The following is a 22,867-nucleotide window of genomic DNA, read 5'->3' as shown; positions in this document are numbered from 1 at the left end:
ACGCTTGGTCTCCGCGTTTTCGCGACCGCCCGGTCATTCTCCATCCGCCGCAAAGGCGCGAGCCAGAGTGGTTGCGCCGCGCAAATCACACTTTCGAGGGATCAAGCGGCAGGCAGCGCTAGCTATAGTCCACGCACTCATAACAAAAAACACACATGGAGTAGCGTCGATGACAACCCGTAATCCGTTCTCGCGTCGGGCCCGGTTGCCGTTGGCCGTCAGCCTGGCTTCCTCGCTGGCGGCTCCGGCCTTTGGGGTGACCTTCAACATCGGGGAAATCGAAGGTTCCTTCGACTCGGCGTTGTCGGTCGGGGCCAGCTGGTCGACCGCCAAGCCGAACAAGAACCTGATCGGTGTGAACAACGGCGGCAAGGGACTTTCCCAGACCTCCGACGACAGCCACTTGAACTTCAAGCGTGGGGAAACGTTCTCGAAGGTCTTCAAGGGCATCCATGACCTCGAGCTGAAGTACGGCGATACCGGTGTGTTCCTGCGCGGCAAGTACTGGTACGACTTCGAACTGAAGGACGAGCACCGCGAGTTCAAGGACATCGACGACAGCGGCCGCAAGACCCTGGCCAAGTCCTCCGGCGCCGAACTGCTCGACGCCTTCATCTACCACAACTATGCCATCGGTGACCTGCCGGGCAGCGTGCGCCTGGGCAAGCAGGTGGTGAACTGGGGCGAGAGCACCTTCATCCAGAACGGCATCAGCGCCATCAACCCGATCGACGTCACCGCCTTCCGCCGGCCCGGCTCGGAGATCAAGGAAGGCCTGATCCCGGTGAACATGTTCTACCTGTCGCAGAACCTCACCGACAACCTGTCCGCCGAAGGCTTCTACCAGATCGAGTGGGACCAGACGGTGGTCGACAACTGCGGCACCTTCTTCTCCCAGCCGGACGTGGTGGCCGATGGCTGCGACCAGAACCTGGCGGTGCTGACCAACAACAAGGCGTCCATCAACCTGCTCAACAACGTGCTCGCCGGGGCTGGCCTGAGCGTTACCCCGTCGCCCTGGGACGAGGGCATCCTGGTCCGCCGCGGGCCGGACCGCGACGCTCGCGACAGCGGCCAGTACGGCTTCGCCCTGCGCTACTTCGCCGACGAACTGAACACCGAGTTCGGCGCCTACTACATGAACTACCACAGCCGCCTGCCGATCTTCAGCGGCCAGGGCGCCTCGGCCAGCACCATGGCGGCGATCAACGACCTCGCCACCCGCCTCGCCGCGATCAACCCGGCACTGGCCGCCCAGGCCGCGGCGGCGGCCACCGCCGGCAACTCCAGCTACTTCATCGAGTACCCGGAAGATATCCGCATGTTCGGCCTGAGCTTCTCCACCACGTTGCCCAACGGCACCGCGTGGAGCGGCGAAGTCAGCTACCGGCCCAACGCGCCGGTGCAGCTGAACACCACCGACATCCTCTTCGCCGGCCTCGACCCGGTGAGCATCGGCGGCAACCGCCCCTACGACAACGCCTCGGTGCTGAACGGCCAGGCCGGGCAGGACCTGCACGGCTATCGGCGCAAGGAGATCACCCAACTGCAGACCACCCTGACGCACTTCTTCGACCAGGTGATGGGCGCCGAGCGCCTGACCCTGGTGGGCGAGATCGGCTGGACCCACGTCGGCGGCCTGGAAAGCACCTCCAAGGCACGCTACGGGCGTGACCCGGTCTTCGGACCGGGGCCGCTGCCGGGGACCATCTCCGGCCTGGCCAGCTGCCAGGCGCTGAACATCAGCACGCTGGGCACCGCCGAAGCGAACAACGTCAGCCGCTACTGCGAGAACGATGGCTATACCACCTCGGACGCATGGGGTTATCGCGCCCGTGCGATCTGGGACTACAACGACGTGTTCATGGGCGTGAACCTCAAGCCCAGTGTGGCCTGGTCGCACGACGTCGATGGCTATTCGCCCGGCCCCGGCGCCAACTTCGAGGAAGGCCGCAAGGCGGTCAGCCTGGGGGTGGACGCGGAGTACCAGAACACCTACACCGCGAGCCTCTCCTACACCAACTTCTTCGACGGCAAGTACACCACCGTGGACGATCGCGACTTCGTCGCGCTCAGCTTCGGCATGAACTTCTGATGTACGCCGGCCCGGTGCGAACCGGGCCGGCGAGCAGGACTTAACGAGGACGACGAGCGAATGAAAACAACGAAGATTCTTCTGCATACCGGTGTACTGGCCCTGAGCCTGCTGGCCACCCAGGTGATGGCGGCGGTATCCGCCGACGAGGCGGCCAAGCTCGGCACCAGCCTGACTCCGTTGGGGGCGGAGAAGGCCGGCAACGCCGACGGCAGCATCCCCGCCTGGGATGGCGGCCTGGCGACCAACGCCGGCAGCGTCGACAGCCGTGGCTTCCTCGCCAACCCCTATGCCAGCGAGCAACCGCTGTTCACCATCACCGCGCAGAACGTCGACCAGTACAAGGACAAGCTGACTCCCGGCCAACTGGCCATGTTCAAGCGCTACCCGGATACCTACAAGATCCCGGTATACAAGACCCACCGCAGCGCCACCGTCCCGGCGGCGGTGCAGGAGGCGGCCAAGCGCAACGCCACCACCACCAAGCTGGTGGAAGGCGGCAACGGCCTGGAGAACTTCGATACCGCCAACCCGTTCCCGATCCCGCAGAACGGCCTGGAGGTGATCTGGAACCACATCACCCGCTATCGCGGCGGCAGCGTCCGGCGCCTGGTGACCCAGGCCACTCCGCAGGTCAACGGCTCCTACCAGCTGGTCTACTTCCAGGATGCCTTCACCTTCCGTACCAACCTGAAGGACTACAACCCGAACAAGCCGAGCAACGTGCTGTTCTACTTCAAGCAGCGGGTCACCGCGCCCTCGCGCCTGGCCGGTAACGTGCTGCTGGTCCACGAGACCCTCAACCAGGTCAAGGAGCCGCGCCTGGCGTGGCTCTACAACGCCGGCCAGCGCCGCGTGCGGCGGGCTCCGCAGGTGTCCTACGACGGTCCCGGCACCGCCGCCGACGGCCTGCGCACCTCGGACAACTTCGACATGTACAACGGTGCGCCGGACCGCTACGACTGGAAGCTGGAAGGCAAGAAGGAAATCTACATTCCCTACAACAGCTACAAGCTCGACGATCCGAAGATCAAGTACAGCGAAATCGTCAAGGCCGGCCACATCAACCAGGACCTGACCCGCTACGAGCTGCACCGCGTCTGGCATGTGGTCGCGACCCTGAAGCCGGGCGAGCGGCACATCTACGCCAAGCGTGACTTCTACATCGACGAGGACACCTGGCAGGCCGCCGAGATCGACCATTACGACGGTCGCGGCACCCTGTGGCGCGTGGCCGAGGCGCATGCCGAGCAGTACTACGACAAGCAGGTGCCCTGGTACGCGGTGGAAACCCTCTACGACCTGCTCTCCGGCCGCTACCTGGCGCTGGGCATGAAGAACGAGGAGAAACAGGCCTACGACTTCAACTACAGCGCTTCGGAAAGCGACTACACCCCGGCGGCGCTGCGCCAGGAAGGGGTACGCTGAGAAACGGCGTTCCTAGCCACGAAGAAACCGGCCTTGTGCCGGTTTCTTCGTTTTCGCGGGTGGCGCTGCCGCTCCGGCCGTCAATTCATTACAAAGTGTTTTCCCACCTCGCCCGCGGATTCCGTCGTCGCCATCCTCCCGGCGGGCACCTGTGTGACCGGGAAACGTTTGCCGCGCCTGGACCGCGCCGGGAAACCGGTCTTTCCTTGGTTATCGAGCTGAAGCGCCGGTGCGCTATTTCGTCCGAGCCGATGGATAGTGCTTCAAATAGCCATCACTTGTGGTTAGTCTCCGGAGCGTTCACGCCCCATACATAAACCAAGAAACCGGGTGATGACTGACTTCTCGCGTACCTTCTCGGGCACTCCATCCGCCGTCCTGCCGACGGCCAACCGCTTTTTCCGCCCCCCGCTGCCGTCGGCCCATGTGGCGCGCCCGCGTCTTTGCCGTCGACTGCGCGACGGACTGGACGGTCGCCTGCTGCTGATCGCCGCGCCCGCCGGATTTGGCAAGAGTTCCCTGGCCATCGAGTTCTGCGAAAGCCTCGACCCGCGCTGGCAGAGCCTCTGGCTGGGACTGAGCAGCCGCGAGAGCGATCCCGGACGTTTCCTCGAACGCCTGCTCGATGGCTTGCGACAGTACCACCCGACCCTGGGCGAAGAGGCCCTCGGCCTGCTGAAGATGCGCCAGCGCCACCAGCCGTTCGCCTTCGAGACCTGGCTCGACGACCTGCTCGACGAACTCGCCCCCTGCCTGGACCCGCAGCGTCCCCTGCTACTGGTGCTGGACGACTACCACCTGGCCCAGGGCGCGGTGCTCGACCGTTGCCTGCAATTCCTCCTCAATCACCTGCCCGAGGGCCTGGTGCTGCTGGTCACCAGCCGGCAGCGGCCGGACTGGCACCTGGCGCGCCTGCGCCTGTCGCGGCAATTGCTCGAACTCAGCGAACAGGACCTGCGCCTGACCGCCGAGGAGAGCGGGGCGCTGATGGCCGCCAGCGGCCTCGAACTCGACGAGGACGCGCTGGACGCGCTGCTCGAGCGCAGCGAAGGCTGGGTCGCCGGGCTGCGCCTCTGGCTGCTGGCGCGCGGCGATCCAGAGGAGCAGGTCAGTCCCGGGGTACACGGCGCCGACGAGCTGATCCGCGACTACCTGCTGGAGGAGGTGATCGAGCGGCAGCCGCCCGAGGTCCAGGCGTTCCTCGCCCAGACCGCGCGCTTCGAGCGCTTCTGCGCCGAACTCTGCGATACCGTGCGCGAGGCCGGCGACAGCGCGGCGATCCTCGACCACCTGCAGCAGCACCAGGTCTTCCTCGTGCCGCTGGACGAAAACGGCCAGTGGTTCCGCTACCACCACCTGTTCTCCGACCTGCTGCTGGCGCGTCCCTTGCCCGACTTCGGTCCGTCCGCCGGCTCCCTGCACCTGCGCGCCTGCGGCTGGTTCAGCCGCCATGGCCTGCTCGACCAGGCGGTGGAGCAGGCGCTGCGCGCCGGCCAGCCGGACGTGGCGGCGAGCCTGGTGCAGAACCTGTCGGAAGAGCAACTGCTGGCGGAGCAGAACATCGCCACCCTGCTGCGCTGGAAGATGGACCTGCCGGACAGCCTCCTGGCGAGCACGCCGCGCCTGATCCTGCTGTACGGCTGGGCGCTGGCGCTGGCCTGCCAGCTGGATGCCGCGGAAGAGCTGGCTGGCCAACTGGCGCGTTTCCTGCCGGCGCCGGACGAGTCTGCGCAGCGCGACCTGCTGGCCCAGTGGCAGGCCCTGAGCGGGGTGATCGCGCGCGGCCGCGGCGACATCGACAAGGCCGAGGCGCACTGCCGCGAGGCCTTGCAGGACCTCGCCGGGGAGCGCTATGGCACCCGCCTGCAATGCCTGTCGACGCTGAGCAACCTGGCGGTGACCCGTGGCGACTTCTGGCAGGCGCGCAACTACAACCGCGACGCCCTGGAGTTCGCCCAGCGCTACGGCAACCCGCTGTTCGAGGCACTGGTCCATTACGACCGCGCCCGCGTCCTCCAGGCGCGCGGCGAGGTGGCGCGCGCTGAGGAGGAGGTGCGCCAGGGCCTGGAACGCCTCCAGCACCTGCCGGCGCAACGCCGCTACGCGGTGCGCGGGCGGCTCCTGCTGTACCGCGGCTACCTGCGCAGCCTGGCGCTGCAGCCGGACGAAGCGCGCAAGTGGATCAAGCAGGGAATCGAGGAAACCCGCAGTTGCCGGGATGTCAGCCTGGTGATCGGCTATTGCGTCCTGGCCAGCCTGGAAGGGCGCCTGGGCAACTACGCGGCGGCGTTCGCCCGGCTTGGCGACGTCGAGCGGCTGATGCATGCCTGGGATATCCCGCCGATCTACTACCTGGCGGCGATCACCCTGATCAAGTGCGAACTCTGGCTGGCCCAGGGCCAGACCGAACTGGCCGGCGTCTGGCTACAGCGCCTGGGCGGCACCTACGGCGGGCAGGCGGCCACGCCGCCGGAATGCAGTCCGCTGCTGCCGCTGCATGTGGAGTTGCTCCAGGCCGGCCTGGAGCGCCGCGAAGGACGCCCGGAGGAGGCCGCCCGGCGTCTGGATCGGCTGGCCCGCTCGACGCGGGAGAACGGCGCATTGCTGCCGGCTCGCCTGGCCCTCGGCCAACTGGCCGCGCTGCACCTGGAGCAGGGCCGCGAGCGCGAGGCGCTGGCGACCCTGCAACAAGCCATGGAGGGCGCAGTCGGCGGAGCCTTGCTGCCGCTCCACGAATTGCTCGTGCAGCAGCCGGAATGGTTGCGCGAACAGTTGCAGCGCTTCCCTGCCTGTCCCGGCGCCCAGCGCATGCGCGCGCTGTTGCCGGAGCCGCCCGCCGAGCCCGCGGGCAGTGCGGGCGAGGTGCTCAGCGGGCGCGAACTGGCGGTGCTGGAGCTGATCGCCCAGGGGTTGTCCAACCAGGAGATCAGCGAGCGGCTGTTCATCTCGCTGCATACGGTGAAGAGCCACGCCCGCCATATCAACGACAAGCTCGGCGTCGAGCGCCGCACCCAGGCGGTGGCGCGGGCCAAGCACATGGGGTTGTTGCGCTAGGCGCGCCACCCCATGTGCCTGGCGTGCTGGCTCAGGGCTTCCAGCGTCGCAGGAGCAGGGCGTTGCCGACCACGCTGACGCTGGAGAAGGCCATCGCCGCGCCCGCCACCATCGGGTTGAGCAGGCCGAAGGCCGCCAGCGGGATGCCGATCACGTTGTAGATGAAGGCCCAGAACAGGTTCTGGCGGATCTTCGCGTAGGTCCGCCGCGAGATGTCCAGCGCCGCCGGCACCAGGCGCGGGTCGCCGCGCATCAGGGTGATGCCGGCGGCGTGCATGGCCACGTCGGTGCCGCCACCCATGGCGATGCCGACGTCTGCGGCGGCCAGCGCCGGGGCGTCGTTGATGCCGTCGCCGACCATCGCCACCACCCGGCCCCGGCCTTTCAGCTCGGCGACCGTGGCGGCCTTGTCCGCCGGCAGCACTTCCGCGTGTACGTCGTCGATGCCCAGGGCCTTGGCCACCACCGCCGCGCTGCCGCGGTTGTCGCCGGTGATCAGGTGGCTGTGGATATCCCGTTCGCGCAGGGCCTCCACCGCTTCGGCGGCGCCGTCCTTGAGGCTGTCGCCGAAGGCGAACAGGCCGAGCACGCGTTTCTCCGGAGCCAGTTCCAGCAGCCAGGACAGGGTGCGGCCCTCGGCCTCCCAGTCCGCGGCGGCACTCGCCAGCGCGCCGGGCTTGAGTTCCTGCTCGTCGAGCAGGCGGCGGTTGCCTAGGGCCAGCCGGCGACCCTCGACCTCGCCCTGGATGCCGCGACCGCTGAGGGCCTGGCTGGCGTTCACCGGCGGAACCTCCAGGTCGCGCTCGGCGCAGCGCTCGAGCACGGCCTTGGCCAGCGGGTGCTCGCTGCCGCGTTGCAGGGCGCCGGCGAGCCTGAGCAGTTGCTCCTGATCGTCGCCGCCGAGGTGGATGATCTGCGGTCGCCCGGAGGTCAGGGTGCCGGTCTTGTCGAAGGCCACGCTGGTGACCGCATGGGCGACTTCCAGGGACTCGGCGTCCTTGATCAGGATGCCGTGGCGTGCGGCCACGCCGGTGCCGGCCATGATCGCGGTCGGGGTGGCCAGGCCGAGGGCGCAGGGGCAGGCGATCACCAGCACCGCCACGGCGTTCACCAGGGCCTGCTCCAGGCCGACCCCGGCGACCAGCCAGGCGCCGAGGGTGACCAGTGCGATGAGGATCACCACCGGGACGAAGACCTGGCTGACCTTGTCCACCAGCTTCTGGATCGGCGCCTTGGCGGCCTGGGCGTCTTCCACCAGGCGGATGATCTTCGCCAGCACCGTTTCCCCGCCGAGCGCGGTGGTGCGCAGGAGCAGGCGGCCTTCGCCGTTGATCGCGCCGCCGGTGACCTTGTCGCCGGGAGCCTTGGGCACCGGCAGGCTCTCGCCGGTGATCAGCGCCTCGTCGGCGTGGCTGCTGCCGTCGAGCACCTCGCCGTCCACCGGGAAGCGTTCGCCGGGACGCACCACCACCTCGTCGCCGAGGCGCAACTCGGCGATCGCCACCTCTTCCTCGCGACCGTCGCGCAGGCGCACCGCGCGCTCCGGGCGCAACGCCTCGAGGGCGCGGATGGCGCTGGCGGTCTGGCGCTTGGCGCGGCTTTCCAGGTACTTGCCGAGGAGGATCAGGGCGATCACCACGGTCGAGGCTTCGAAGTAGAGGTGCGGCATGTGGCCGGGCGGGGCGGTCAGCCAGAGGTAGACGCTGAGGCCGTAGCCGGCGCTGGTGCCGAGGGCGACCAGCAGGTCCATGTTGCCGGCACCGGCTTTCACCGCGCGCCAGGCGGAGACATAGAAGCGCGCGCCGATGACGAACTGCACCGGGGTCGCCAGGAGGAACTGCGCCCACGGCGGCAGCATCCAGTGCAGGCCGGCCCATTCCACCAGCATCGGCAGCACCAGCGGCAACGCCAGCAACAGCGCGGCGATCACCCACCAGCGTTCGCGGCGCAGGCGGCGCTCGGCATCGTCCTGGCGTGGTTGCCCCGCGTCGAGCAGGCGGGCCTTGTAGCCGGCCTGTTCCACCGCCTGCAGCAAGGCCTGGCTGTCCACGGCGCCGAGCAGGTCGAGGTGGGCGCGCTCGCTGGCCAGGTTGACGCTGACCTCGCGTACGCCGGGCACCTTCTTCAGCGCCCGCTCGACCCGGCCGACGCAACTGGCGCAGGTCATGCCCTCGATGGACAGTTCCAGGCTGCGCGCCGGAACCTGGTAGCCGGCCTGCTCGACCGCCGCCACCAGGGCCGGCAGGCTGTCCGCCGGGGCCTGTACGCGGGCCTGCTCGCTGGCCAGGTTGACCGAGGCGGCCGCGACCCCGGGCACTTTCTTCAGGGCTCGTTCGACACGGCCGGCGCAGGACGCGCAAGTCATGCCGCTGACCGGCAGATCGAGCTCGGTTAGCGTGGCGCTGTTCATGAGTCCTCCTTGGAATGGACAGAAGTGGCACCGCAGACGCCCTGGGAGGCGCCGGTGAGATCTGTCGCCAGGTTCAGCCTTGACATCGTGTCAAGGTCAAGCCCCGGATTCATACAGGAAGGCGGCGCAGGGCGCAGTGGCGGCTTTATGTCGCAGGGGCAGGGGGGAGGGGGAATGGCGCTGGAAAACCGTTGCGGCACGGAAAAGCGCAGGGTTTTCACAGGGGTGGGACCGATAACACTAGACCTCGCGAAGGGCTGCGCCAAGGTATTTCGTCGCTTGCGGAAAAAAAACCTGCTGATGACGAAAAGTACTTTTTACCGTCATATTTTTTGCGGTATTTGTGGAACCGTAGACCGCCGAACCCTGCAGCACAGGTGGCGGCCCCGGCCCTCACCTCTGCTGTCAGGCTCTCCCCACCGGAAGAGAGAAGGCGGCTCGCCCCCCGGCGGAGCGCCGACCCGGCATTCCGTCGCCAGGCCCTTAGCAGAAGGTGATCGCGTATGGATGACCACGGACGTTCCCGCCCCACCCAGCCCACCCTGTACGTCCTCGATACCAATGTCCTGATCCACGATCCGAATGCCCTGTTGAACTTCCAGGAACACCGCGTCGCGATCCCGATGACGGTGCTCGAAGAGCTGGACAAGCTGAAGACCGGAAAGCACACCATCGCCGCCGAGTGCCGCCAGGCCATCCGCCTGATCGACCAGGTACTCGGCGAGGCCACGCCCGAGCAGGTCGAGGGAGGGGTACCGATCCAGCGTGGCAAGAACGGCCCCAGCGGCAGCCTGTCGATCCTCATGAGCAAGCGTGCCGAGCCCATCACCTGGCTGCCGGAGCACCTCAACGACAACAAGATCATCAACCAGTTGGTCGAGCTGAAGAGCCGCCACAGCGGCGTACGCGTGGTGCTGGTGACCAAGGACATCAACATGCGCCTGAAGGCGCGCGCCTGCGGGGTGGACGCGGAGGACTACCACACCGACCAGCTGATCGACGACGTGGCCCTGCTGTCGCGCGGCTACCATTCCCTCGCCGGCTCTTTCTGGGACCGCGTGAGCAAGGTCGAGACCCGCCAGGACCACGGCCGTACCTGGCATCGCGTGCAGCTCACCGACAACCTGCCGGCGGTGCACATCAACGAGTTCATCGTCGACGAACAGGGCTTCGTCGGCTGGATCAAGGGCATCCAGCAGGACGAGCTGACCATCCTCGACCTGCACCAGGAGCCGCTCCTGCACCAGGAAGCCTGGGGCCTGCGGCCACGCGACGTGTACCAGTCGCTGGCGCTGTACGCGCTGCTCGACCCGGACATCCACCTGGTCAACCTGTCCGGTGCCGCCGGTTCCGGCAAGACCATCCTGGCGCTCGCCGCGGCCATCGAGCAGACCATGGTCAGCAAGCGCTACCGGCGCATCATCGCCACCCGCAGCGTGCAGGGCCTGGACGAGGACATCGGTTTCCTGCCCGGCACCGAGGCGGAAAAGATGGAGCCCTGGCTCGGCGCCATCACCGACAACCTCGAAGCGCTGCACATGGACGACGAATGCACCCATGGCAGCGTCGACTACATCCTCAGCAAGGTGCCGTTGCAGTTCAAGTCGCTGAACTACATCCGCGGGCGCAGCTTCCAGCAGAGCCTGATCCTCATCGACGAATGCCAGAACCTCACGCCGCACCAGATGAAGACCATCATCACCCGCGCCGGCAGCGGTTCGAAGGTGATCTGCCTGGGCAACCTGGCGCAGATCGACACGCCCTACCTGTCCGCCACCAGCTCCGGCCTGACCTACCTCACCGAACGCTTCAAGGACTTCCCCCACGGCGTGCACGTGACCCTGCAAGGGGTGCCGCGCTCGGTGCTGGCGGAGTACGCCGAGGCGCATATGTAACCACGCAGCGTCGCAGGCGTTGCGCTGCGCCCGGCCTCGAGCCGGGCGCAGCGGCTGGCGTTCACGGATCTGCAACATGTCCTAGACTTCGGGCCCCAGTTCCGGGAGTCCGCCGTATGGCTTTCGCCGCATCCGTGATTCGCACCGTTTCCGGCCTCGAAGTCGAGGTCATGCATGCCTATGCCAGGATCGTCGAGGGCACCGACCCGGAAGCGCTGCACGATCTGCGCGTCGCCGCCAGGCGCCTGCGCAGCCTGTTGAAACCGTTGCGCCTGGGGGCTCTGGCCGAGGACCTGGATCGCGCGGCGAAAGCCCTCGGGCAGGCCACCAATCCGATCCGCGACATGGAAGTGATGGCGGCCGAGCTGGAGCGCCATGGCCTGCTGATTCCGGCTTCGCTGCGCAGGCAGGCGGTGCTCCGCTGGTATCGGCAGGCAGGGAGCAGTCCACAGATCAAGGATTTGCTGGACGCACTGGACGCCTGGCCGGACGGTGTCCGGCGGGCGATGACGGAAGGTCGCCTCGACGATCTCGAGGCGGAGGCGAGCAAGCGAATCAGGCACCAGTTGCGCAAGCTGCTGGCGGCGCTCGACGATCCCGGACACGATCTTCACGACATCCGCCTGTTGGTAAAGCGCGCACGTTATTCGCAGGAGGCCTACCCGGACCTCTGCCCTCTGCCGGGAAAGGTGCTCGACACGCTGAAAACGCTACAGACCATGCTGGGGGATTGGCACGACCACCAGCAATGGTGCCTCAGGGCCGAAGAGCAGGCCGACCTGCGCCCCCTGAGCGCGGAATGGCGCAGGTCCGAGGCCGCCGCCCTGGACCGGGCCGAGGAATCCGTTCGGCGCCTTGCCAGGTTGCTGGGGAAAGCCATCGGCCGCACCTGAGCGGGTCGGCTACCTGGCCTGGCGGATTATCCGGGGCTTGGGCGAACCGGGCAGCGCGTGGGGGGCTTCGATCCGCTCGCGCAGTTTGCGCAGATATTCCCGACCTTCCCGTTCGGTATGGAAGGGGATGCGATAGGCGCCGACCTGGACGATCCATCCGCCCTTGGTCGAAGGGTGCATTCGCAGTTGCATGGGGCACCTCCCTGTGGGCCCTGTCCAGCGCTCCCGGCGCGGTATAGGTATTGACCAACGCTAGTCGAGCTTTCTCGACGTCGTCATCAAACCTTCATCTACCTGTCAGGACTGGCAGGTCGCCGGGAGGCACGGCGACTGGGGCGTCGCTGGTGGCGCGGCTCAGGAGCGTTCCCCATGGGGGCGGTTCTTCACTGCCAGGAACAGCCGTACCCGGTCGTTCAGCTCCTGCAGGACATGGCTGAATCCTTCCAGGCCTTCCTGGAGGGTCGGGTCGCTGCAGCTCCAGGCGAGGGTCTGGGCGGAGTGCGGCAACTGTGCGAGTTCGTCGGTGTCTTTGTCGCAGAGGTCGATGAGATAGTCGAAGGACTCCCCGGCGAAGGTCTCCAGCGGCTTGCTACTCAACCCTTGGGTCGGGATGCCGGCGTGTTCGAGCACGCTCAGGGTGCGCGGGTCGACGCCAGCGGGGCGCACGCCGGCGCTGAACGCGGCGAAATGTTCGCCGTCGGTGTGCCGCAGGATGGCCTCGGCGATCAGGGAGCGGGCGTCATTGGCGATACAGACGAAGAGTACGCGCAGTCGGTCCGTCATCTTTCCGTTCTCCGGAGCGGGAAGCCTGTTGCGATCTTAGTCCGATCGTCACGGACCGGCAGGGCTGTCAGGAAAATTTCACCGGGTGGTCATTCGCCAACGAGGGCATACCTCTTTCTGTATACAATCATTCCCCTTCAGAATCCGGCCAAACCATCCCCGCTCGCGTCCCAGGGCTTACAATGACTGGCCAGTACCTTCCATCAGGAGCACCCACGTGCTGACCCATCTCGATTCCCAGGGCCGCGCCAACATGGTCGACGTCACGGAAAAGGCCGTGACCTCCCGTGAAGCCACGGCCGAGGCCGTGGTGCGCATGCGCCCGGAAACCCTGCAACTGATCCAGGACGGCGGCCATCCCAAGGGCGACGTCTTCGCCGTGGCGCGGATCGCCGGCATCCAGGCGGCCAAGCGCACCCACGAACTGATCCCGCTGTGCCATCCGCTGCTGCTCACCAGCGTCAAGCTCGAACTGCAGGCCGAGGCGCCGGACGCCGTGCGCATCCGCGCGCGTTGCCGGCTGGCCGGGCAGACCGGCGTGGAGATGGAGGCGCTCACCGCCGCCAGCGTCGCGGCCCTGACCATCTACGACATGTGCAAGGCGGTGGACCGCGGGATGGTCATCGAGCAGGTCCAGTTGCTGGAGAAGCTCGGCGGCAAGAGCGGCCACTACCGCAAAGAGGAGGAAGGGCAGGCATGATCCGCGTGCAGTATTTCGCCCGTTACCGAGAAGCCCTCGGCGTCGACGGCGAGCAGTTGAACTGGGACGCCGGGCTGGCGACCCTCGGCGCCTTGCGCCAGCTCCTGGTGGAGCGCGGCGGGGCCTGGGAGCGTACCCTCGGCGAGCAGAACCTGATGTGCGCGCGCAATCAGGAACTGTGCGGCCTCGACGAGCCGTTGCAGGACGGCGACGAAGTCGCCTTCTTCCCCACCGTCACCGGAGGTTGAACCCATGGCCATCCGCGTCCAGCAGGCCGCTTTCGATCCGGGGCAGGAGCTTAACGCCCTGCATGCGCAGAACGTCGGCATCGGCGCGGTGGTCGGCTTCGTCGGCTACGTGCGCGACTTCAACGACGGTCGCGAGGTCGGCGGGATGTTCCTCGAACATTATCCGGGCATGACCGAGAAGGCCCTCGGCAAGATCGCCGCCGAGGCCGGGCAGCGCTGGCCGCTGCTGCGCCTGGAGATTCTCCACCGCATCGGCCGCCTGGAGCCGGGCGAGCCGATCGTCTTCGTCGGTTGCGCCAGCGCCCACCGGCAGGCGGCGTTCGACGCCTGCAACTTCGTCATGGACTACCTGAAGACCCGCGCGCCGTTCTGGAAGAAGGAAGACACCGCCGAAGGCCCGCGCTGGGTCGAAGGCCGCTGCAGCGACCAGGCCGCCGCGCAGCGCTGGGAGGAGTGACGGCTACCTCCTCGCGCCGCCGGCTTACCTCTTCGGAGGAATAGCCAGCCGGGGGCCCGCGGTTCAGGCTGAGGCATCGCCCGTTCCGAGGACTCCCTTCCATGAGCCACCTGGCCACCTCCACCTTCCAGCCGCTGAACATCGCCATCCTCACCGTCAGCGACACCCGTACCCTGGAAACCGATACTTCCGGCCAGACCCTCGCCGACGCGCTGCTGGCCGCCGGTCATCGCCTGCACCAGCGGAGCCTGAAGTCCGATGACATCTACCAGATCCGCGCGGTGGTCTCGGCCTGGATCGCCGACCCCGAGGTACAGGTCGGCCTGATCACCGGCGGCACCGGCTTCACCGCGCGGGATAACACCCCGCAGGCGGTCGGGCCGCTGTTCGAGCGCGATGTGGAGGGCTTCGGCGAACTGTTCCGCCAGGTCTCGCAGCGCGAGATCGGCACTTCCACCATCCAGTCGCGAGCGCTGGCCGGGCTCAGCAACGGTACCCTGGTGTGCTGCCTGCCCGGCTCGCCGGGCGCCTGTCGCACCGCCTGGAACGAGATTCTCCTGGCGCAACTGGACAGCCGCACCCGCCCGTGCAATTTCGTCCCGCACCTGAAGACCCCGCCAGCCGTGGCGCCGGTGGCCGGCTGCGGGTGCCGCTCGTGAGCGCTTGCGCCTGCGATGGCGGCCAACTGCGCCCGCTCGACGAGGCGCTGGCCGAACTGCTGGCGCGCGCGCCGCGCCCGCCAGCCTGCGAGAGCCTGGCCCTGGAGCGGGCGCTGGGACGAGTGCTCGGCGAGGACCTGCTGGCGCCGATGGACCTGCCGCATTGGGACAACAGTGCGATGGACGGCTACGCCTTGTGCTCCGCCGACCTGCCGCGCAGCGGCGGCAGCCTGACGGTCGGCGCGCGGATCGCCGCCGGCGACACCCGCGGCATGAGTCTGCCGCTGGGCCAGGCGGCGCGGATCTTCACCGGCGCGCCGCTGCCGACCGGCGCCGACTGCGTGGTGCCGCAGGAACTCTGCGTGGTCGACGGCGAGCGCGTGCAGTTGCCGCCGGTGAGCGCCGGCCAGCATGTGCGCCGGCGCGGCGAGGAGTTGCGCCGCGGCGCGCCGGTGCTGCGTGCCGGACAGCGCTTGCGCCCGCAGGAACTCGGCCTGCTGGCGAGTCTCGGCGTCGCCACGGTCTCGGTGCGTCGGCGCTTGCGCATCGGCCTGCTGAGCAGCGGCGACGAATTGCGCGAGCCCGGCCAGACACTGTTGGCCGGGCAGATCTACAACGCCAACCGTTACTGCATCGGCGCCTTGCTGCGCGGCCTCGGCTTCGAGGTGCACGACGAGGAAGTGCTCGCCGACGAACTGGTGGCCAGCCGCGATGCGCTCAGCCTGGCGGCCTCCGAATGGGACGCGCTGGTCACCAGCGGCGGGGTCTCGGTAGGCGAGGAAGATCACCTCAAGCGCGCCATCGCCGAACTTGGCGAGGTCAACCTGTGGCGCCTGGCGATCCAGCCGGGCAAGCCGTTCGCCTTCGGCTCCGTGGCCGGCAAGCCTTGGCTGGGCCTGCCCGGCAACCCTGCGGCGGCGCTGGTCACCGCATTGCTGGTGGCGCGTCCGTTCCTGCTTCGCCAGCAGGGACTGTTCGACGTAGTGCCGCGGCCGCTGCCGCTGCCGGCGGCCTTCGACTGGCCGCAACCGCGGGCGCGTCGCCAGTACCTGCGGGCGCGGCTCGATGAGCGGGGGCGGGTGGAAATCCACCCGCAGCAGGGCTCGGCGATGCTGCTTGCCGCCAGTTGGGCGGACGGGCTGGCGGTGATCGAGCGCGGCGCCACCCTGGGCGTGGGTGATGCGATCGACTTTCTGCCGTTCTCCGCACTGATGGCCTGAGGCCTTCTTGATCCCGGTCAAGCGCCGACCGGGAGCGTCTTTCTAGAGTGTGGCGCTTGTGCCCCGGGGTTGCCCACTGCCGCGGAGCGCGTTTTTCGCCAGAGGAGCAACCCCATGCAACTGGTCTGTCCGGCGGGCAGCCTGCCCGCCTTGAAGTCGGCCCTGCGACAGGGCGCCGACGCCATCTACGTCGGTTTCCGCGACGACACCAACGCCCGCCATTTCGCCGGCCTCAACCTTGACGAACGCCAGTTGCAGGAAGGCCTGCGGCGAGTCCACGAGGCCGGGCGGCAGCTCTACGTAGCGGTCAACACCTATTCCAGCGCGCAGGGCTGGGAGCGCTGGCAGCGCGCGGTGGACCAGGCCGCCGACCTCGGCGTCGATGCGTTGATCGCCGCCGACGTGGCGGTGCTCGGCTATGCCGCGAAGCGTCATCCGCGGCTCAACCTGCATCTGTCGGTGCAGGGCTCGGCAACCAATGCCGCGGCCCTGGCCCTCTATCACGAACGCTACGGCATCCGTCGCGCGGTCCTGCCCCGCGTGCTATCGCTGGCGCAGGTACGCCAGGTGGCGGCCGGCAGCCCGGTGCCGGTGGAAGTGTTCGCCTTCGGCAGCCTGTGCATCATGGCCGAGGGCCGCTGCCACCTGTCCTCCTACGTCACCGGCGAGTCGCCGAACCTCTGCGGCGTCTGTTCGCCGGCCAGGGCGGTGCGCTGGAGCGAGGAACCGGAGGGGTTGACCTCGCGCCTCAACGAAGTGCTCATCGACCGCTACGCCGCCGGCGAGGCGGCCGGCTACCCGACCCTCTGCAAGGGCCGTTTCCTGGTCAATGGCCAGCGCTTCCATGCGCTGGAGGAACCGACCAGCCTGAACACCCTGGACCTGGTCCCGCAGCTGGCGGAAATCGGCGTGGCGGCGGTGAAGATCGAAGGCCGCCAGCGCAGCCCGGCCTACGTCGAGCAGGTCACCCGGGTCTGGCGCCAGGCGCTGGACAGCTACGCCAGCGCGCCGGGCGCCTATAGCGTGCAGCCGCAATGGCAGCGCGCGCTGGCCGGACTTTCCGAAGGGCACCAGACCACCCTGGGCGCCTATCACCGTTCCTGGCAGTGAGGACCGCCGCGATGAAACTGAGCCTGGGACCGCTGCTGTTCTACTGGGACAAGCGGCAGATATTCGATTTCTACGCCGAGATGGCTAGCCAGCCGCTCGACGTCATCTACCTCGGCGAGACCGTCTGCGCCAAGCGCCGGGCGCTGTCCCTGAACGATTGGCAGGCGCTGGCCCGCGAGCTGGCGCAGGCGACCCGTGCCGAGCTGGTGCTCTCCGGGCTGGCGCTGATCGAGGCCGCTTCGGAGCTGTCCAGCCTGCGCCGGCTATGCGAGAACGGCGAACTCCGGGTCGAGGCCAACGACATGGCCGCCGTCTATTACCTCAGCCAGCGCGGCGTGCCCTTTGTCGGCGGTCCGGCGCTGAACCTCTACAACGGTCATGCCCTGGCCGAACTGTATTCCTGGGGCATGCGCCGCTGGATTCCGCCGGTGGAAGTCTCCGGCAAGCTGCTGCGCGGGGTGCTCGACCAGGCTGCGCAGCTGGGCCTGGAGCAATTGCAGACCGAGGTCTTCGCCTACGGTCACCTGCCGCTGGCCTACTCGGCGCGCTGCTTCACCGCGCGGGCGGAGAACCGGCCCAAGGACGACTGTCAGTTCTGCTGCCAGCAGTATCCCGAAGGTATTCCGCTGCTCAGCCAGGAGGGCGAGGCGCTGTTCACCCTCAACGGCATCCAGACCATGTCCGGCAAGGTCAGCAACCTGCTGGCCGACTACCGCTCGCTGGAACATAGCGGCGCCGACCTGCTACGCCTGAGCCCTCGGGCGCAGGGCATGGCCGAGGTGATCGCGGCCTTCGACCGGGTACGCCAGGGTGCCGCTCCGCCGCTCGCCGTGGAAGGCTGCAACGGCTACTGGCACGGCCGGCCGGGGATGCTGCGGGCAGAGGAGGCGGGGCTATGCTGAACCGCCAACGCCTGCTCCTCGGCGTCGCCGGACGCCTGTTGCCGCTGGCGGCGAAGGTTCCGCGCGGGCTCCAGCACCTGGTCCTGCAACGGGTCGCCAACCGGCTGTTCGCCCAGCCGCTGGAGGAGGGCGCCTTCGACCTGCTGGAAGGTCGCTGGCTGCGCCTGGAAGTCAGGGACCTCGGCGTCGGCTGGTGCGTCACCCGGGTACCCGGCGGCCTGCGCCTGGTCGAACGGCCACGGGCCAGCGTGACCATCCGCGGCGACTGGCGCGACTTCCTGCTGCTGGCCAGCCGGCATGAGGACCCGGATACCCTGTTCTTCCGCCGCCGCCTGGTGATCGAGGGCGACACCGAGCTGGGCCTGGCGGTCAAGAACCTCCTCGACAGCCTCGATCCGGAGCACCTGCCGCCCTGGTTGTGGAGCGCCGTGGAACGGGCCGGGCGGGCCGTGCAGGAGGAGCGCGGCGAGGCGCCCCAGGGGCCGGTCCAGGGGGCGCGGGGCGGCTGAGGTCGGTGGAAAGGGGCGTATAGCGACGCCAATGTCGCTGGGCGCGCCCCTCCGATTGGGTGTATTCCCTGAAGCCTGAAACTCACTGAGGCTCTTTTCAGCGAGGCAACGCCCGGTTCGTTGCCGCATGGGCGGCGCGGAGCGAATGGGCGTTTCCCCTGACCAAACGGATAGCCTGTCTGTCCCCGTAACGCCCCTGTCAACTTGCCCCGGTAAACCGGACCTTCGTGAAGCCTGCGGAGAACTCCGGTATGAGTGGGATGGACCTCAAGCGCCGCCGCGTCGTGCAAGGCCTGGGCGCTGGACTGCTGTTGCCGGCGCTGGGCGCGCCGGCGGTGATCGCCTCGCCCAGGGCGCGGCCGAAGCTGACCGATGGCGTGCAATCCGGCGATGTGCAGGGCGACCGCGCGCTGGTCTGGAGCCGCACCGACCGCCCGGCGCGGATGATCGTCGAATGGGACACCCGTAGCGTCTTCAGCGAGCCGCGCCGGCTGGTCTCGCCGGTCACCGACGAGCGCCTCGACTACACCGCGCGCATCGACCTGCGTGGCCTGCCAGCCGACCAGTCGATCTTCTACCGGGTGCGCTTCGAGGATGCCCGCGACGGCAGCCTGAGCAAGCCCTGGTTCGGCCACCTGCGCAGTGCGCCGAGCGAGGCGCGCAATATCCGTTTCGTCTGGAGCGGCGACACCTGCGGGCAAGGTTTCGGGATCAATCCGGATATCGGCGGCATGCGTATCTACGAAGCCATGCGCCGGCGCCAGCCGGATTTCTTCCTGCACAGCGGCGATACCATCTATGCCGATGGGCCGATCCCCGAACGCATCGAGACCGAGAGCGGGCGCATCTGGCGCAACCGGGTGACCGAGGCCAAGAGCAAGGTCGCCGAGACCCTCGACGAGTTCCGCGGCAACTACCGCTACAACCTGCTCGACGACAACCTGCGCCGCTTCAACGCCGAGGTGCCGCAGATCTGGCAATGGGACGACCACGAGACCACCAACAACTGGTCCTCCAGCAAGCAGCTCGACGAGCGCTACCAGGTGAAGGACATCGACGTGCTGGCGGCCCGCGCGCGCCAGGCGTTCCTCGAATACGCGCCGCTGCGCTTCCAGCGCCAGGGGCGCGACGGGCGGATCTACCGCAAGGTCGCCTACGGCCCTTTGCTCGACGTGTTCGTCCTCGACATGCGCAGCTACCGCGGCGGCAACAGCGCCAACCTGCAGGCGCGGCGCAGCGCCGCCACCGATTTCCTCGGCCGTGAACAGTTGCAATGGCTCAAGCGCGAGTTGCGCGGTTCGCGCGCGCAGTGGAAGGTGATCGCCGCCGACATGCCGATCGGCCTCTGCGTGCCCGATGGCAAGGACGCCCAGGGCCGCGACCGCTGGGAGGCCATCGCCAATGGCAACGACGGTGCCGCCCTCGGTCGCGAGCTGGAGATCGCCGACCTGCTGCGCTTCGTCCAGCGCGCCGGGGTGCGCAACACCGTCTGGCTGACCGCCGACGTGCATTACTGCGCAGCCCACCACTACAGCCCGGAGCGCGCCGCGTTCAAGGACTTCGCGCCGTTCTGGGAGTTCGTCGCCGGGCCTCTCAATGCCGGTAGTTTCGGACCCAACGCGCTGGATGGCACGTTCGGCCCGCAGGTGATGTTCCAGAAGGCCCCGCTGGTCCAGAACAGCTCCCCCTTCGCCGGCTACCAGTTCTTCGGCGAGGTGGAGATCGATGCGCAAAGCCGCGCGCTCACCGTCACCCTGCGCGACCTCGACGGCGAGCCGGTGTTTTCCCAGGAACTGCAGCCCGACGGCGCCTGAGCCGCGGCTACCCCATTCCGATAAAGGAGTATCCCGATGCACCTCTTGCGTAACGCCGCCCTGCTGGGCGGCCTGGCCCTGCTGGGCCTGCCGGTGGCCAACGCCGCCGAGCTGATCATCTCCGAGTATGTCGAAGGCAGCGGCAACAACAAGGCGCTGGAGTTCTACAACAGCGGCAGCCAGGTCCTCGACCTCTCCGCCTACCGCGTCGAGTTCTATTTCAACGGCGCCAGCGCGGCGGGCCGCAGCATCGACCTGAGCGGCAGCCTGGCGCCGGGCAAGACCTTCGTCCTCGCCAACGGCGTGGCCGACCCGGCGTTGCTGGCGCTGGCCAGCCAGCGGGTGGAGGGCAGCTGGTTCAATGGCAACGATGCGGTGCTGCTGCGCCGGCGCAGCGGCGAGATCCTCGACAGCCTCGGCCAGGTCGGCTTCAACCCCGGCACGACCTGGGGCAGCGGCGATGTGCAGACCCTCGACCGGAGCCTGGTGCGCAAGGCCGACATCCGCGACGGCGACAGCGATCCCAGCGACGCCTTCGACCCGGCGGCGCAATGGCTGGGCTACCCGCGCGACACCTTCGCCAACCTCGGCCAGCATGGCGCTGGTGAGCCCGGCGGCGGCGAGGAGGCCGGCCTGCGACCGATCCATGAGGTGCAGGGCGCCGGCGCCGAAAGTCCGCTGGTGAACCAGCGGGTCGCCATCGAGGGCGTGGTGGTCGGCGACTTCCAGAACGCCAGCGAGCTGAAGGGCTTCTACGTGCAGCAGGAAGATGCCACGGTGGACGGCGACCCGGCGACCTCCGAAGGCATCTTCGTCTACGACGGCGGCAACGGCAGCGACGTCAAGCTCGGCGACCGCGTCCGGGTGACCGGCCAGGTCCGCGAGTTCAACGGCCTCACCGAACTGGTCGGGCCGCTGCAGGTCAGCGTCCTGGCGAGCGGCGTGGCCTTGCCGACGCCGGCCGGCATCAGCCTGCCGCTGGCCAGCGCCGATGCGCTGGAGCGCTACGAAGGCATGCGCGTGCAGCTCCGCCAGACGCTGACCGTCAACGAGGTCTACAACCTCGGCCGCTACGGCGAGGTCCTGCTGTCCTCCGGCGGCCGCCAGATGACTCCGACCAACGTGGTGGCTCCCGGCGAACAGGCCAAGGCCATGCAGGCGCGCAACGACCTCGACCGGATTCTCCTCGACGACGGCCGCAGCGGGCAGAACCCCGACCCGATCCGCTACCCGGCGCCGGAACTGAGCGCCTACAACAGCCTGCGCGTCGGCGATCGCACCAGCGCCATCGACGGCGTGCTCGACTACTCGGCCGGCAGCTACCGTATCCAGCCGTTGCAGACGCCGACCTTCGAGGCGGCCAATCCGCGTCCGGCCCAGCCGGCGGTGGAAGGGCGCCTGCGGGTGGCCAGCTTCAACGTGCTCAACTACTTCAACGGCGATGGCAAGGGCGGCGGTTTCCCCACCTCGCGCGGAGCCAACACGGCCGAGGAGTTCCAGCGGCAGAAAGCGAAGATCGTCGCGGCGATCCTCGCCTCGAAGGCGGACATCGTCGGCCTGATGGAGATCGAGAACGACGGCTACGGCGAGTTCAGTGCCATCGCCGACCTGGTCAACGGCCTCAACGCCAGCCTGCCCCAGGGCCAGCGCTATGCCTTCGTCAACCCGAACCGGGCGAAGCTGGGCAGCGACGAGATTGCCGTGGGGCTGATCTATCGCGGCGACAAGGTCCGCATCTATCGATCCGCGGCGGTGCTCGACAGTTCGGTGAACCCGGAGTTCGACGACACCCGCAACCGTCCGACCCTGGCCCAGACCTTCCAGGAGATCAATGGCGGCGAACGCCTGACCATCGCGGTGAACCACCTGAAGTCGAAGGGCTCGGCCTGCGACGGTGACCCGGACACCGGCGACGGCCAGGGCAACTGCAACCTGACCCGGGCGCGCGCCGCCCAGGCCCTGGTGGACTGGCTGGCGGGCGATCCGACGGGCGCCAAGGAACCTGACCGCCTGATCATCGGCGACCTCAATTCCTATGCCAAGGAAGACCCGGTGAACGTCATCCGCGGCGCCGGCTACACCGACCTGGTGGCGCGTCAGGCGGGCGCAGGAAAGGGCTACTCCTACGTGTTCTCCGGGCAGTCCGGCTACCTCGACCACGCCCTCGCCAACGCCAGCCTGGCGCGCCAGGTACGCGGCGCGGTGGAGTGGCACATCAACGCCGACGAGCCCCGGGTGCTGGACTACAACGTCGAGTTCAAGACCCCTCGGCAGCAGGACAGCCTGTACAACGCCGAGCCGTACCGGGCCTCCGACCACGACCCGGTGGTGATCGGTATCGACCTGCGCCGGGTGGCGATGAAGAAGCACCGCAGGTAGGCAGCGGATAGCGCCCGTGGCGTTGGTCGCCATGCAGAAAGGCCACCCGAGGGTGGCCTTTCTGCATGGCACATGGGCCTGGTAGGGCGAATAACCGCTTGCGGTTATCCGCCGTTGTGGTGGGATCTCGGCGGATAATACCGGTGGCGTTATTCGCCCCACGGAACGGAGCCCCCTTCAGGGTGGCCTTCCAGTGTGGCACGTGGGCCTGGTAGGGCGAATAACCGCTTGCGGTTATCCGCCGTTGCGGCGGGATACCGGCGGATAACGCCGGTGGCGTATTCGCCCCACGGAACGGAGGCCCTCCAGGT

General features: G+C 68.1%; 18 protein-coding genes. 15 read left to right on the top strand and 3 right to left on the bottom strand.

From position 1 onward, the window contains the following. Nucleotides 1–169: 169 nt before the first annotated feature. The 3 genes from HMPREF2581_RS09880 to HMPREF2581_RS09870 all read left to right on the top strand — a co-directional run bounded on the left by HMPREF2581_RS09880 (nucleotide 170) and on the right by HMPREF2581_RS09870 (nucleotide 6,577). Nucleotides 170–2,095: a DUF1302 domain-containing protein gene (locus HMPREF2581_RS09880; protein WP_003132618.1), complete on the top strand. Its 1,926-nt coding sequence runs from the start codon at nucleotides 170–172 to the stop codon at nucleotides 2,093–2,095. A 60-nt stretch (nucleotides 2,096–2,155) separates the two neighbouring features. Continuing rightward, the gene (locus HMPREF2581_RS09875; protein WP_003103009.1) at nucleotides 2,156–3,523 is read left to right on the top strand and encodes a DUF1329 domain-containing protein; all 1,368 of its coding nucleotides are present in this window, start codon (nucleotides 2,156–2,158) and stop codon (nucleotides 3,521–3,523) included. 333 nt (nucleotides 3,524–3,856) lie between these two features. Then, a complete protein-coding gene (locus HMPREF2581_RS09870; RefSeq protein WP_003103006.1) occupies nucleotides 3,857–6,577 on the top strand; it encodes a winged helix-turn-helix domain-containing protein in 2,721 nt (906 codons plus the stop codon). Nucleotides 6,578–6,608: 31 nt separating this feature from the next. Here the strand turns inward: HMPREF2581_RS09870 and copA1 are convergent, their stop codons facing one another. Continuing rightward, on the bottom strand, nucleotides 6,609–8,987 hold the full coding sequence (gene copA1 / locus HMPREF2581_RS09865) for a copper-translocating P-type ATPase CopA1 (protein WP_003110791.1): 2,379 nt from the start codon (nucleotides 8,985–8,987) through the stop codon (nucleotides 6,609–6,611). Between the two features lie 503 nt (nucleotides 8,988–9,490). Between copA1 and HMPREF2581_RS09860 the strand changes: the two genes are divergently transcribed. Both HMPREF2581_RS09860 and HMPREF2581_RS09855 read left to right on the top strand, forming a co-directional pair. Further along, entirely contained in the window at nucleotides 9,491–10,882 is a 1,392-nt protein-coding gene (locus HMPREF2581_RS09860; RefSeq protein ID WP_003093038.1) for a PhoH family protein, read from the top strand. Between the two features lie 116 nt (nucleotides 10,883–10,998). Continuing rightward, nucleotides 10,999–11,775, top strand: coding sequence for a CHAD domain-containing protein (locus HMPREF2581_RS09855; protein ID WP_003110790.1), 777 nt, complete (start codon nucleotides 10,999–11,001; stop codon nucleotides 11,773–11,775). Between the two features lie 9 nt (nucleotides 11,776–11,784). Here HMPREF2581_RS09855 and HMPREF2581_RS09850 read toward each other — a convergent pair whose 3' ends face one another. Together HMPREF2581_RS09850 and HMPREF2581_RS09845 are read right to left on the bottom strand one after the other, a co-directional pair. Beyond that, nucleotides 11,785–11,967 carry a hypothetical protein gene (locus tag HMPREF2581_RS09850; protein ID WP_003110789.1) on the bottom strand — a complete coding sequence of 61 codons (183 nt, stop codon included), beginning with the start codon at nucleotides 11,965–11,967 and terminating at the stop codon, nucleotides 11,785–11,787. A gap of 162 nt (nucleotides 11,968–12,129) precedes the next feature. Then, complete coding sequence (locus tag HMPREF2581_RS09845) at nucleotides 12,130–12,558, bottom strand: arsenate reductase ArsC (protein ID WP_003093032.1); 429 nt, start codon at nucleotides 12,556–12,558, stop codon at nucleotides 12,130–12,132. Nucleotides 12,559–12,775: 217 nt separating this feature from the next. Between HMPREF2581_RS09845 and moaC the strand changes: the two genes are divergently transcribed. From moaC to HMPREF2581_RS09795, 10 genes are all read left to right on the top strand, one after another. Then, entirely contained in the window at nucleotides 12,776–13,258 is a 483-nt protein-coding gene (moaC, locus tag HMPREF2581_RS09840) for a cyclic pyranopterin monophosphate synthase MoaC (protein WP_003093030.1), read from the top strand. Further along, nucleotides 13,255–13,506 (top strand): molybdopterin converting factor subunit 1, encoded by a 252-nt coding sequence (gene moaD, locus HMPREF2581_RS09835; RefSeq protein WP_003110788.1) that lies wholly within the window; start codon nucleotides 13,255–13,257, stop codon nucleotides 13,504–13,506. The genes moaC and moaD overlap by 4 nt, the downstream gene beginning before the upstream one ends. A gap of 4 nt (nucleotides 13,507–13,510) precedes the next feature. Next, entirely contained in the window at nucleotides 13,511–13,963 is a 453-nt protein-coding gene (gene moaE / locus HMPREF2581_RS09830; RefSeq protein ID WP_003093025.1) for a molybdopterin synthase catalytic subunit MoaE, read from the top strand. 101 nt (nucleotides 13,964–14,064) lie between these two features. Continuing rightward, on the top strand, nucleotides 14,065–14,622 hold the full coding sequence (gene moaB, locus HMPREF2581_RS09825) for a molybdenum cofactor biosynthesis protein B (RefSeq protein ID WP_003137743.1): 558 nt from the start codon (nucleotides 14,065–14,067) through the stop codon (nucleotides 14,620–14,622). Beyond that, nucleotides 14,619–15,842 carry a molybdopterin molybdotransferase MoeA gene (glp, locus tag HMPREF2581_RS09820; protein ID WP_003137745.1) on the top strand — a complete coding sequence of 408 codons (1,224 nt, stop codon included), beginning with the start codon at nucleotides 14,619–14,621 and terminating at the stop codon, nucleotides 15,840–15,842. Before moaB ends, glp begins: the two co-directional genes overlap by 4 nt. 114 nt (nucleotides 15,843–15,956) lie before the next feature. Then, nucleotides 15,957–16,952, top strand: a complete 996-nt coding sequence (locus HMPREF2581_RS09815) for a ubiquinone anaerobic biosynthesis protein UbiU (RefSeq protein WP_003093020.1) — start codon at nucleotides 15,957–15,959, stop codon at nucleotides 16,950–16,952. Between the two features lie 11 nt (nucleotides 16,953–16,963). Then, on the top strand, nucleotides 16,964–17,854 hold the full coding sequence (locus tag HMPREF2581_RS09810) for a U32 family peptidase (protein WP_003137748.1): 891 nt from the start codon (nucleotides 16,964–16,966) through the stop codon (nucleotides 17,852–17,854). Then, nucleotides 17,848–18,363, top strand: coding sequence for a ubiquinone anaerobic biosynthesis accessory factor UbiT (locus HMPREF2581_RS09805; protein WP_003137750.1), 516 nt, complete (start codon nucleotides 17,848–17,850; stop codon nucleotides 18,361–18,363). Before HMPREF2581_RS09810 ends, HMPREF2581_RS09805 begins: the two co-directional genes overlap by 7 nt. 251 nt (nucleotides 18,364–18,614) lie before the next feature. Beyond that, on the top strand, nucleotides 18,615–20,177 hold the full coding sequence (locus tag HMPREF2581_RS09800; protein WP_003110915.1) for an alkaline phosphatase D family protein: 1,563 nt from the start codon (nucleotides 18,615–18,617) through the stop codon (nucleotides 20,175–20,177). A 36-nt stretch (nucleotides 20,178–20,213) separates the two neighbouring features. Further along, nucleotides 20,214–22,556 carry an endonuclease/exonuclease/phosphatase family protein gene (locus HMPREF2581_RS09795; RefSeq protein WP_003137752.1) on the top strand — a complete coding sequence of 781 codons (2,343 nt, stop codon included), beginning with the start codon at nucleotides 20,214–20,216 and terminating at the stop codon, nucleotides 22,554–22,556. Nucleotides 22,557–22,867 lie beyond the last annotated feature (311 nt).

The sequence above is a fragment of the Pseudomonas sp. HMSC057H01 genome (assembly GCF_001836405.1).
GTDB lineage: Bacteria > Pseudomonadota > Gammaproteobacteria > Pseudomonadales > Pseudomonadaceae > Pseudomonas > Pseudomonas aeruginosa.
The sequence above is the reverse complement of the archived record's forward strand: the minus strand, read 5'-3'. Positions and strand labels throughout refer to the sequence as shown.